Origin of the sequence: Candidatus Accumulibacter vicinus, from assembly GCF_000584955.1 — a bacterium.
Classification (GTDB): Bacteria; Pseudomonadota; Gammaproteobacteria; order Burkholderiales; family Rhodocyclaceae; genus Accumulibacter; species Accumulibacter vicinus.
Map to the genome: position 1 here is coordinate 245601 of NZ_JDSS02000021.1, position 11528 is coordinate 257128.

The 11528-nt window shown below is 60.2% G+C and carries 14 protein-coding genes and 1 pseudogene; 11 read left to right on the forward strand and 4 right to left on the reverse strand.

What is annotated here, in order from left to right; all coding sequences use genetic code 11:
- The 7 genes from CAPSK01_RS10055 to CAPSK01_RS10085 form a co-directional block, all read left to right on the forward strand.
- A partial coding sequence (locus tag CAPSK01_RS10055) for a ClpX C4-type zinc finger protein (protein WP_273703451.1) occupies positions 1-457 on the forward strand: 457 nt, incomplete at its 5' end.
- A 43-nt stretch (positions 458-500) separates the two neighbouring features.
- The gene (gene aroQ, locus CAPSK01_RS10060; protein WP_034925868.1) at positions 501-995 is read left to right on the forward strand and encodes a type II 3-dehydroquinate dehydratase; all 495 of its coding nucleotides are present in this window, start codon (positions 501-503) and stop codon (positions 993-995) included.
- 72 nt (positions 996-1067) lie between these two features.
- The gene (gene accB, locus CAPSK01_RS10065) at positions 1068-1511 is read left to right on the forward strand and encodes an acetyl-CoA carboxylase biotin carboxyl carrier protein (RefSeq protein ID WP_034925870.1); all 444 of its coding nucleotides are present in this window, start codon (positions 1068-1070) and stop codon (positions 1509-1511) included.
- 15 nt (positions 1512-1526) lie between these two features.
- Entirely contained in the window at positions 1527-2891 is a 1365-nt protein-coding gene (accC, locus tag CAPSK01_RS10070; RefSeq protein WP_034925872.1) for an acetyl-CoA carboxylase biotin carboxylase subunit, read from the forward strand.
- Between the two features lie 16 nt (positions 2892-2907).
- Positions 2908-3798 carry a 50S ribosomal protein L11 methyltransferase gene (gene prmA, locus CAPSK01_RS10075; protein ID WP_034925874.1) on the forward strand — a complete coding sequence of 297 codons (891 nt, stop codon included), beginning with the start codon at positions 2908-2910 and terminating at the stop codon, positions 3796-3798.
- Position 3799: 1 nt separating this feature from the next.
- Positions 3800-4750: a DUF3426 domain-containing protein gene (locus CAPSK01_RS10080; RefSeq protein WP_034925876.1), complete on the forward strand. Its 951-nt coding sequence runs from the start codon at positions 3800-3802 to the stop codon at positions 4748-4750.
- Positions 4751-4840: 90 nt separating this feature from the next.
- A complete protein-coding gene (locus CAPSK01_RS10085; RefSeq protein WP_034925879.1) occupies positions 4841-5776 on the forward strand; it encodes a carbohydrate kinase family protein in 936 nt (311 codons plus the stop codon).
- Between the two features lie 7 nt (positions 5777-5783).
- On the opposite strand, the gene fur is transcribed toward CAPSK01_RS10085, so the two are convergent.
- Entirely contained in the window at positions 5784-6251 is a 468-nt protein-coding gene (fur, locus tag CAPSK01_RS10090) for a ferric iron uptake transcriptional regulator (RefSeq protein WP_034925880.1), read from the reverse strand.
- 172 nt (positions 6252-6423) lie between these two features.
- Between fur and CAPSK01_RS10095 the strand changes: the two genes are divergently transcribed.
- From CAPSK01_RS10095 to CAPSK01_RS10105, 3 genes are read left to right on the forward strand one after another with little or no spacing between them, the layout of a single operon-like run.
- Positions 6424-6906: an outer membrane protein assembly factor BamE gene (locus CAPSK01_RS10095; protein ID WP_034926063.1), complete on the forward strand. Its 483-nt coding sequence runs from the start codon at positions 6424-6426 to the stop codon at positions 6904-6906.
- Position 6907: 1 nt separating this feature from the next.
- Positions 6908-7714, forward strand: coding sequence for a 4-hydroxy-tetrahydrodipicolinate reductase (dapB, locus tag CAPSK01_RS10100; protein ID WP_034925882.1), 807 nt, complete (start codon positions 6908-6910; stop codon positions 7712-7714).
- A 40-nt stretch (positions 7715-7754) separates the two neighbouring features.
- Complete coding sequence (locus CAPSK01_RS10105; RefSeq protein ID WP_034925884.1) at positions 7755-8231, forward strand: tRNA (cytidine(34)-2'-O)-methyltransferase; 477 nt, start codon at positions 7755-7757, stop codon at positions 8229-8231.
- 32 nt (positions 8232-8263) lie between these two features.
- Here the strand turns inward: CAPSK01_RS10105 and CAPSK01_RS10110 are convergent, their stop codons facing one another.
- Both CAPSK01_RS10110 and CAPSK01_RS10115 read right to left on the reverse strand, forming a co-directional pair.
- Positions 8264-9250: an NAD(P)H-dependent glycerol-3-phosphate dehydrogenase gene (locus CAPSK01_RS10110; protein ID WP_034925885.1), complete on the reverse strand. Its 987-nt coding sequence runs from the start codon at positions 9248-9250 to the stop codon at positions 8264-8266.
- Positions 9251-9298: 48 nt separating this feature from the next.
- Positions 9299-9811 carry a hypothetical protein gene (locus CAPSK01_RS10115; protein WP_034925887.1) on the reverse strand — a complete coding sequence of 171 codons (513 nt, stop codon included), beginning with the start codon at positions 9809-9811 and terminating at the stop codon, positions 9299-9301.
- Between the two features lie 101 nt (positions 9812-9912).
- Between CAPSK01_RS10115 and CAPSK01_RS22595 the strand changes: the two are divergent.
- Positions 9913-10176, forward strand: a pseudogene (locus tag CAPSK01_RS22595) (hypothetical protein); the annotation flags it as partial.
- Here CAPSK01_RS22595 and nhaD read toward each other — a convergent pair.
- Positions 10109-11386, reverse strand: a complete 1278-nt coding sequence (gene nhaD / locus CAPSK01_RS10120) for a sodium:proton antiporter NhaD (protein WP_034925890.1) — start codon at positions 11384-11386, stop codon at positions 10109-10111. The pseudogene CAPSK01_RS22595 and the gene nhaD overlap by 68 nt on opposite strands.
- Positions 11387-11528: the final 142 nt, after the last annotated feature.

Sequence of the window (11528 nt, forward strand, 5' to 3'; positions counted from 1 at the left end):
TGATCCGACCGGCTTGCTTGGTATAAGGATTTGCGGAGATCACCTTGGGCGTCTTACACGTAACGCTATGAGCAACGTTATCCAATATCCGGCCGCGTTAGCACTGGCAGTGGCTACTGCTGGCGAAGAAACCGGACGCCATTGCTCATTTTGTGGCGCTAGCGAGCGCGATGCCTATCGCCTGATAGCCTCTGAGGCAGAGTGCATCTGCAATACGTGCGTTTCTCTTGCAGCGTCGATACTTCTTGAACGGAAGGCCAAGGTGGCGAACCCTCAACCCGTAATGGATGCCGGCTTTCTGTATTGCCGCTTCTGTGGAATAGAGGTCGGGGAATTCAAGGAACTCCTCGCCGGGCGTCATGCAACCATATGCAGTGAGTGCATTGCGGCCTGCGTTGATGTTCTTGTGAAGACAGAGGCGCCGAGGGAACTCGCCTACTCTATCGAAAGGTCTTAAGGTTGCTGGACAAAATGCGGCCATTTACGGCAAACTGACGGTCATGAAGAAGCAAACTGCGTCGAAAACCGACACCACGTCAGAGCTCCCCAGGCTGCTTGTCCTGCATGGTCCCAATCTCAATCTGCTGGGTGCTCGCGAACCTGCATACTACGGTTCAAGCACGCTTGCCGAGATCAATCTCGCACTTGCCCACCGTGCCGAGGCTGCCGGAGTTCATCTCGAAACCTTCCAGAGCAATCACGAAGGGGCGTTGATCGAGCGCGTCCATGCTGCGGGCGCCCAGGAAGTCCGTTTCCTGATCATCAATCCGGCGGCTTACACGCACACCAGCATCGCGCTGCGCGATGCACTCGCCAGCACCGGCATTCCCTTCGTCGAAGTCCACCTGTCCAACGTGCATGCCCGTGAACCGTTTCGCCAGCACTCGTATTTTTCTGATCTGGCGATTGGCGTCATTAGTGGCTTGGGCAGCGAGGGCTATTTGCTGGCGCTGGAATATCTTCTGGGCAGGATCTCTGCCGAGCGAAACCTTTGATCGCCTGCGGGCCTGTCCCAACGCCCGTTCCAAGCTTGGCCGCAAAAAATAACAATCATCCGGAGTGAATCCATGGATCTGCGAAAACTGAAGAAGCTTATCGACCTTGTCGAGGAGTCGAGCATTACCGAACTTGAGATCAACGACGCCGAGGAACGGGTTCGTATCGTCAAGCACGGTGGCAGCATGGTGCAACATGCCTACGTACCGCCAGCCCCCTTGCCGGTAGCGGGGCCGGCAACCGGCAAGGGGGCCGAGTCGGCGGAACCCGAGCTTCCGGAAGGCGATTTCATCAAGGCTCCGATGGTCGGCACTTTCTATCGTGCATCGAGTCCTGGTGCTGAACCCTTTGTCGAGGTGGGCAGCGTGGTCAAGGTCGGCGATACGCTCTGCATCATCGAAGCGATGAAACTGCTCAACGAGATCGAAGCCGAGCGGGGCGGAACAATCAAGGCGATTCTGATCGAGAACGGTCAACCGGTCGAATATGGTGAACCCTTGTTCATTGTCGGCTAAGGAGATCCATCCGCCATGTTCGGGAAAGTCCTTATCGCCAACCGCGGAGAAATTGCCCTTCGCATCCAGCGCGCCTGCCGTGAACTCGGGATCAAGACCGTGGTTGTGCATTCGGAGGCTGATCGCGAGGCCAAGTACGTCAGGTTGGCCGACGAGTCGGTCTGCATTGGTCCGGCGCCTTCTGCCCACAGCTATCTCAATGTGCCGGCAATCATCTCGGCGGCCGAAGTCACTGACGCACAGGCCATTCACCCAGGCTATGGTTTCCTGTCCGAGAACGCCGACTTTGCCGAGCGTGTGGAATCCTCCGGTTTCGTTTTCATCGGGCCCCGCCCGGAGACGATCCGGCTGATGGGCGACAAGGTTTCCGCGAAGGAGGCCATGCGCATCACGGGAGTTCCCTGCGTACCCGGCTCGGAAGGCGCGCTGCCCGACGATCCCAGGGAGATCGTGCTGATTGCCAAAGCCGTCGGCTACCCGGTGATCATCAAGGCTGCGGGTGGTGGGGGGGGGCGCGGGATGCGTGTCGTCCGGACCGAAGCCGCGCTGATCAACGCCGTGAACATGACTCGTGCGGAGGCACAAAGCTTTTTCGGAAATCCCAACGTCTATCTGGAGAAATACCTGGAAAACCCGCGTCATGTCGAGATTCAGGTTCTGGCCGACAGCTTCAGGAATGCGGTCTACCTCGGCGAACGCGATTGCTCGATGCAGCGCCGTCACCAAAAGATCATCGAGGAAGCGCCGGCCCCCGGTATCCCCAGCCGGCATATCGTGCGCATCGGCGAACGTTGTGCCGAAGCGTGCCGGCGTATCAACTATCGTGGTGCGGGTACTTTCGAATTCCTTTTCGAGAATAACGAGTTCTACTTCATCGAGATGAATACCCGCATCCAGGTCGAGCATCCGGTGACCGAACTGATCACCGGTGTCGATCTCGTTGCCGAGCAGATCCGCATTGCCGCGGGTGAAAAGCTGCACTTCAGACAGCGTGATCTGACCTTTCGAGGTCACGCCATCGAATGCCGGATCAACGCCGAAGATCCCTTCACTTTCGTTCCATCGCCGGGCAAGATCAGTTTCTATCATCCGCCGGGCGGGCCGGGCATTCGCGTGGACTCGCATATCTATCAGGGTTATACCATTCCTTCGCACTATGACTCGATGGTCGCCAAGGTGATCGCTTATGGCGACAGTCGCGACCAGGCGATTCGCCGCATGCGTATTGCCCTGTCGGAAATGAGTATCGAAGGCATTACGACGAACATCGCGCTGCATCAGGAACTGATGCAGGACGCTCGCTTCATGGAGGGGGGCACCAGCATCCACTATCTCGAGCAAAGGCTCGCCGCCAAGGACGAGGTCAACAAGGGTGGCTGATCGTCACTGAATCACGATGGCCTGGCTATCTCTGAGCATCCAGACCGACTGCCAACATGCCGAGGCGCTGGCTGACGCGCTTCTCGATGCAGGTGCGCTGGCCGTCAGTATCGAAGATGCGGATGCCGGCACTCCCGACGAACAACCGCAGTTCGGGGAACCCGGTTCGCTCAGCCGACCAGGCTGGCTGCATTCTCGGGTCATTGCACTGCTCGATCCGGATGGCGACGCCAGGCAACTGCTGACGACCTGTGCGGCACTGGCCGGTCTCGACGATTTGCCGTCCTTCACGCAGGAAGCTGTGGCGGATCAGGACTGGGTGCGACTGACCCAGTCTCAATTCGAGCCGATTCGTGTCTCGGAGCGCTTGTGGATTGTCCCTTCATGGCACCAGGCTCCTGATCCGCAAGCCATCGTTCTGGTGCTCGATCCCGGCATGGCGTTCGGAACGGGGTCGCATCCGACCACCCGGCTGTGCCTGGAATGGCTTGAGCGCCGGGTGTTGCCGGGGATGTCGATGCTCGATTATGGGTGTGGCTCCGGGATTCTCGCGATCGCTGCGGCCAGACTGGGTGCAGGCGACGTGGTTGGGGTCGATATCGATCCGCAGGCGGTGATCGCAGCCAGGAACAATGCCGAGGGGAACGGGGTCAGCGCCCGCTTCCAGGATTCAGCGCACGAGTTGCATGGCCAGTTCGACCTCGTGGTCGCCAACATTCTTGCCAATCCGCTCAAGGTCATGGCGCCGTTGATCAGTGCGCACGTTCGCCAAGGTGGCAGCCTCGCACTATCAGGAGTTCTCTTCGAACAGGCGGAAGAGCTGATTGCAGCCTACGCGCCTTACCTCCCGCTAGGAATTGCCGACGCGCGCGACGGCTGGATATGTCTGGCAGGGGTCAAGGCTTGACGTGAAAACCTGCTGCCCGAGCTGTCAGACCGTCTTCCGGGTCACTTCCGAGCAGATCCGGGCGCGCGCTGGCAAAGTCCGCTGTGGGCAATGCCGCACGGTATTCAATGCTATCGATGGTTTGCTCGACGACGACGCGCCGCCGACCCCGATCGCCCCGGATCAGACGGCTGTGGCGACTGCTGCGGAGCTGGCGACGGACGCGGCCGCGGTCACGGTCACTATCCGACGACCTTGGCAGGCGCCCACCCATCGCCCGACCGTTGAAAACGATCTGGCCTTGCCACCCGTTCCCGATCCGGTCGATGTGCGGCCTGCCGACAGACTGCTCGAGTCTGCGCCAGGCGCTTCTGAACCCGGCCTGGCCAACGCCGAGGAGCCGGCAGTGGAAGGTCTGGCGCGGCCTCGCGAAACGCTGGCCTACGGCAGGTGGCTCGAAGGCTTGATGGGCAGGCCGGCGTTGCCGGCGGACAGGGCCATGACCAAGCCCTACGCGACCGTCGCCCTGCTGCTTGCCGTGATGCTTGCCTGCCAGTGGGTGTTTCATTTTCGTGTGGCCATCGCGCTCGGTCTACCCGGCTTGCGGCCAGTGCTGGCGGCGCTGAGTGATGCCTTGGGGGCCGACATGCCGCTGCCGCGCCATTCAGAGTGGGTGAGCATCGAGACATCGGAATTGCAGACCGATCCGGGACGCCATAAACTGCTCGCTCTGCAAGCCACGCTGCGTAACCGGGCGGCGTATGCGCAGGCCTACCCGGCGCTGGAACTGACGCTCACCGACACCCATGACAAGGTGGTCGCACGCCGCGTGTTGCAGCCCGATGAGTATCTGCCACCTTCGGGGCTGCCGGATGAATCGTTCGCGGCCCATGCCGACCTCGAACTCAGACTATGGCTCGAGGCCAGCGGGATCAATGCTGCCGGTTATCGGCTTTACGTCTTCTATCCTTGATGGTACCTATCCCCGGAAGCTGCCGGGGCCGAACAGGCCTGTGGCTGCCACTCCTTCCTTTTGCAACCCGCTGAATACTCCGGAAAGTCCATGCCTACGCTCATTTGCGGCTCCATCGCCTTCGACAACATCATGGTTTTCCATGATCGTTTCAAGAATCACATCCTGCCCGAGCAGATTCACATTCTCAATGTCGCTTTTCTGGTGCCCGAGATGCGACGGGAGTTTGGCGGTTGCGCGGGCAACATTGCTTACAATCTCAAATTGCTCGGTGGCGACCCCTTGATCATGGCCACGGTGGGCGACGATGCCGACCCCTATCTGGCGCGGCTCGATGACCATGGCCTGACGCGCGCGTATGTGCGCCGGATTGCCGGAAGCTTTACCGCGCAGGCCTTCATTACCACCGACCTCGACGACAACCAGATCACCGCTTTCCACCCCGGCGCGATGATGTACTCGCACCTCAATCGGGTTGCCGATGTCGAGGGAGCGACGCTCGGCATCGTCGCACCCGATGGGCGTGACGGTATGCTGCAGCACGCGCAGGACTTTGCGGCGGCAGCGGTGCCCTTTGTCTTCGACCCCGGTCAGGGCCTGCCGATGTTCTCCGGTGACGATCTGATGAACTTCATGCATTTGGCCAATTACGCCTGTTTCAACGATTACGAAGCGAAGCTGCTGTGTGACCGGACTGGCCGGTCGATCGAGCAGCTCGCTGGCGAAGTGGAAGCACTGGTCATCACTCTGGGCGGTGCCGGTTCGCGAATTTATGCCGGCGGCCGCTGCCATGAGATTCCCTGTGTCCAGGCCGACGCCGTCGTTGACCCCACCGGATGCGGTGACGCTTACCGCGCGGGCCTGCTCTACGGAATTGCCGCCGGCTGGGACTGGGAGAAGATTGGTCAGCTTGCCGCGGTGATGGGCACCCTCAAGATCGCCCATCGGGGTGGCCAGAACCATCGTCCAAGCCGGGATCAAATCGCCAATCTGTTCGCCAGGGCTTTTGGCGCCGCTCTCTGGTAAGCGCTGCTCAGGAGGGCGTCTTGCTGCGCTCGCCGGCATGCCTGGGCGAAGTGCCATGATACGGGCATTCCGTCTTGGTGCATTCGGCGTAGAGATAAAGCGCGTGCTCGCGAATGACGAAACCACGTTCCTTGGCAATCCTCATTTGCCGGCGTTCGATCTCGGCATCGTAAAATTCCTCAACGCGGCCGCAGTCTACACAGACCAGGTGATCATGGTGCTGTCCGGGACTCAACTCGAAGACCGCCTTGCCTGATTCGAAATAGTGGCGCTCAAGCAGACCCGCCTGTTCGAACTGGGTCAGGACGCGATAGACGGTGGCCAGGCCGATGTCCAGGTCTTCGGCGAGCAACAGCCGATAGACATCCTCGGCAGTGAGATGGCGGATCTCGGTCTTCTCGAACAGGGCGAGGATCTTGAGGCGTGGAATGGTGGCTTTCAGCCCCATGTTCTTGAGGTTGTCAGAGTTGCTCATCGGCTTACCTTATCGGCTACGAAGGGAGGGATTCGGGTATGATATACCCTCGATGGCAGCCGCGCGGCACTGCCGCAAGGCTTTCCGTCGGATCGCACACGATCCGTCTTCCGGCGCGGCCGTGTCGCTTGCCATTGCTCGTATTGATCACTTACCACGATCCGACCTGAACATGATCTTTCCTCGCCTCGCCATTCCTGTCACGGTTCTCTGCACGCTGGCCGCTTGCTCGACGGTACCGCGCATCGTCAACGAATACCGGATTGACGTGCAGCAGGGTAACGTTCTGTCGCAGGAAATGGTTTCCCAGTTGCGCCCCGGCCTGACCAAGGATCAGGTGCGCTTCATTCTCGGCACGCCGGTGTTGACGGACATGTTTCACGCCAACCGCTGGGATTACTTCTATTGGCTGAAGAAAGGGAATTCGGGAGAGGTCGAGACGCGCCGGTTTACGGTCTTTTTTGACGCCGACGGCAAACTGCGGAGTGTCGCCGGTGATGTGGCCCCGGTGCAATCCACCGACGCTGCAGCGGTTTTCGAGGTGCGCAACCGGGAAATCGATCTGGGCTCGCTGCCGGCAGATGGCAGTACGGTGCTACCGCCTCCGGACGGGCCCGGTTTCTTCGGCACGATCATGGAAAGCATGGGATTCTGACATGGATGGATTGAGGATCGCGATCGCCGGTGCAGGCGGGCGCATGGGACGCATGCTGCTCGAGGTCACGCTGAAAGATGCTGCGGCGAAGCTGGTCGCGGCAATTGATCGGCCTGACGTTCCCGAACAGGGCAAGGATGCTGGCGAACTGGTGGGGATGCCCTGCGGTGTCCTGGTCAGCAGCGATTGCGACGCCGGCATTGCCCAGGCCTCCTGCCTGATCGACTTCACACGCCCTGTGGCGACTCTCCAGCATCTCGAAATCTGCCGCCGCCATGGCGTGGCAATGGTCATCGGTACCACCGGTTTCGACGCTGCGGACAAGGCGGCGATTGCTGCCGCAGCAGAGGATATCCCGGTGGTCCTGGCGCCGAACATGAGCGTCGGCGTCAACGTGGTTTTCAAGCTGCTCGATGTCGCGGCCCGGATTCTCGGCGAAGGCTACGATGTCGAGGTTGTCGAGGCGCATCACCGGCACAAGGTCGACGCCCCCTCGGGGACCGCGTTGCGCATGGGTGAGGTGGTGGCACAGGCGCTCGGGCGGGAACTCAGGCAGTGCGCCGTCTACGCGCGCGAGGGAGTCACCGGTGAGCGGCCGCAGTCGAGCATCGGTTTTGCGACCATCCGCGGCGGCGACATCGTCGGCGATCACAAAGTGATGTTCTGTGGCACTGGTGAGCGCGTCGAAATCGGCCACAAGGCGGGCAGTCGCATGCCGTATGCCTTGGGAAGCCTGCGTGCGGCGCATTTTCTGGCGCAGCGGAAATCCGGCCTGTTCGACATGCAGGACGTATTGGGCCTGCGCTGAGTCGCCGCCCGATCAAGCCGCTGGCAGGTGCCGAGCAGAGATGTTCGAGGTCGTCCTGGTCCACCCGGAAATCCCGCCCAATACCGGTAATGTGATCCGCCTGTGTGCCAATACCGGTGCGCGCCTGCACCTCGTCGAACCGCTCGGCTTCGCGCTGACCGAAGCCCGCCTGCGGCGCGCCGGCATGGACTACGCCGAATTGGCGAGCGTGCAGATTCATCCCGACTGGACCCACTGCTGTGCGGCTCTGGCTGCACTTTCGCCGCCGGGGCGGCGTTTTGCACTGACCACCCAGGGGACCCGCCGTCCTGCCATGGCCGATTTTCGGGTCGGCGATGCGCTGGTCTTCGGTTGCGAAACGCGCGGACTGCCGGTAGAAATTCTCGCCGAGTTTGCTGTCGAGCAACGCCTGTGCCTGCCGATGCGGCCAAACAATCGCAGCATCAACCTCTCCAATGCTGTCGCCGTGACGGTGTATGAAGCCTGGCGGCAGATCGGCTACCTCGGCGCCGTATGAATCCGGCGGGTGAAGGGACAGAGCATCGCGCGTTACCTGCCCTCGAAACCGATGTCCCGTTCCATCAGCGCGGCGACACCTTCGATCGGCGTCACGCTGCCGTCGAGCAGCGTACAGACCCAGTCGGTAATCGGCATCTTGACGCCGAGTGCAGCGGCGCGGCGTTGCACCTCGTGCGCGGCAGGCACGCCTTCGGCAACCTGGCCCAGTTCATGGGTAATCTGATCGAGAGGCTTGCCGGTGGCCAGCAACAGGCCCACGCGCCGGTTGCGTGAGAGGTCGCCGGTGCAGGTCAGAAACAGGTCGCCCATTCCGGACAAGCCCATGAAGGTGTCGGCATGTCCCCCCAGCGCCTTGCCAAAACGGGCGATTTCGTGCAGCCCACGCGTCATCAGGGCGGCGCGGGCATTCATCCCCAACCCGAGACCGTCACAAACGCCGGTGGCGATGGCCATGACATTCTTGACGGCACCGCCCACTTCACCGCCGATCACGTCGTCACTGGCATAAATGCGCAGCCGCGGCCCACGCAAGGCTTCGGCACAGCGCAGTGCGAAGTTCGCGTCGGTCGACGCGATCGTCACCACCGTCGGCAAATCGTGAGCCAGTTCATCGGCAAAGCTCGGCCCTGTGAGTACGCCGCACAAGCGTTCGCCGAGCACTTCGCGAACGACCTGGTGCGGCAGCAGTCCAGTCCCCTTTTCCAGGCCCTTGCAGACCCAGAGGAAGGGCGTTTCGACCTCGACATCGCGCAGATGCTGCAGCGCAGTACGCAAACCAGCCAGAGGTGCAGCGATGATCATCAGCTCGGCATCCTTGCTGGCTGCCGAAAAATCAGCCGTCGCCCGCAGCGAAGCAGGAAAGCGATGGCCCGGCAGGTAGCGGCTGTTTTCACTGGCCGCCTGCATGCGTGCAGCCTTTTCAGGATCGCGTGCCCACAAGCTGACGGAATGACGGTGGGCAAAGGAGATCGCCAGGGCAGTACCCCAGGCACCGGCACCCAGAACCGCGATTTGCATTGCACTTCCCCCTTTCCGATCCAGTGGTGTCAACAATCACGCTGCCAATCAGTCATGCAGTCTTTCCCTTTCCGGACCCCGTGGGGCGCCTGCCGGGATCATGAAAAGGTCTTGGTGTGCATCGACGTGCCGCGGTGACGCGCGAAGATGGCCAACCTTCAGCCGGTCCTTGTGTGTGGCCAATAACGCCAGGCTTTGTTCCACATAAGCATTTGAAGACAGCTCGCCTGCCGCGTAGCGTCGGAGGAGAGCCAGCCAGCGTGTGTGGATGGCACAAGGCATGTGCCTGTCGCCACCCGCGATCGGGCAATCCGGGCAGCGCGTACTGGCCAGGGAACTGATGGCCGCCTGTTTTTGCCACTGCTGGCGATACTGTCTGGCATTCGCCTCAATCCACGCCAGTGCACGCATCTCCCTTTCAGCGGCAGGAAAGCGCTCGACATGCGCTTCGATGGCAGAAAGCTGTTGGCGGAAAAACTCGGCATCGGAGCATTCCTGATTCGGGGAATCACCCACAAAACGGGTAATCAGCGCAAGGGTGGGGTCATCTACGATGTACATACATTTCCTGCCTGGCGTCGGCATGCAAGTGGCGGACGCATACAATATAGCAGATAATGGTGCGGTGCAACAAAAAACTTTCTGGGCAACGGCAAACAGGTTATATCGTTCTCGGTAACCGCAAGACCAGTTTGAGCGGCGCTTACCATGCCCTCGACTTCGCCAAGTACGGCTCGCGCTACTTGGCCGCGTTCGCTCATCGCTTCAACCGGCGATTTCATCTCGAGACGTTTCCCGGCTGGCTTCTCGTGGCTACGCTCGGAACGTTGCCTCCGTCGAGGCGAAGGAGCTTGCTAATCAGGCCTGATATTGGAGCAAGTAGGCACCCGCCCCAGCGAAGTAGCCGATCAGAGCCAGCCAACTGATCTTCTTCACGTACCAGAAGAAGTGAATCTTCTCCAAGCCCATGGCAGCGACGCCCGCTGCCGAACCAATGATGAGAATCGAACCACCTGTCCCCGCGCAGTAGGCAAGGAACTCCCAGAGGAAGTGGTCAGTCGGGTATTGCTCTAGGCTATACATTCCCATCGACGCTGCGACTAGCGGGACGTTATCGACCACTGCGCTGACGATGCCGATGATCAGGACGATCACATCCTGCCGCCCCACGGTCTGATCCAGCCATTGCGCTAGTGAAGTCAGGATATGAGTATGCTCCAAGGTGGCGACGGCAAGCAGGATGCCGATGAAGAACACGATGGAACTCATGTCGATGCGGCTGAGAGCATGTACCAGTGTCAGGTGCTGCTTGCTTTCGCTCTCTTTCTTGCGATGGACCAGATCGCCGACCAGCCAGAGGATGCCCAGACCGAACAGAATGCCCATGAAGGGTGGCAGATGGGTGATGGTCTTGAATGCAGGAACGGCGACCAGAATGCCAATGCCCATGAAGAACATCAGATTACGTTCAAAGTCGGTGGTATCCAGGCCATGATCACTCGCGCGTATTTGCGGCGACTCGACAGGCTTTCCGCGCAGGACATAAGCCGTCACTGCCAGCGGAACCACCATGCTTAACATCGCGGGGATGAAGACCGACTTCATGATGGCCAGTGTCGTGATCTGGCCGCCGATCCAGAGCATGGTGGTGGTCACGTCGCCAATCGGAGACCATGCACCACCCGAATTGGCTGCAATGACGATGATGCCTGCAAAGAACAGACGGTCTTCATGCTTGGCGAGTAGCTTCCGCATGAGGGAAATCATGACGATGGTAGTGGTCAGGTTATCCAGCACCGAACTGAGGAAGAACGTCACAAAGCCGACCAGCCACATCAGCGACGACAGCCTGGTTGTACGAATACGTCTAGTAATGACTTCAAAGCCGTTGTGAGCATCGACGACTTCCACAATGGTCATGGCACCCATCAGGAAAAACACGATCTGGGCTGTTGCCATGACGGATTCGCTCAGTTCTTCCCCGACCTTGTGGGCATCGCCCCCAGCCAGTGCATAGATCGTCCAGAGCAGCCCTGCGCCTACCAGCGCAGAGGCAGACTTGTTGATCTTGATCGGATGCTCCAGTGCGATGGCGGCATAGGCAATGACAAATACGATGACGAGCGAAGTCAGCATTTCAACAATCCTCGAGTTGATCTTTGGGTAGCTATGGACAAGCTTCAGGCCAATTGTGACAACAACGCGTACTGCACGGCTTGGGCGTGACTATTGTTTAACCAAAAATGGGAAATCCCCCGGCTCTGCCGGGGGACTGGAA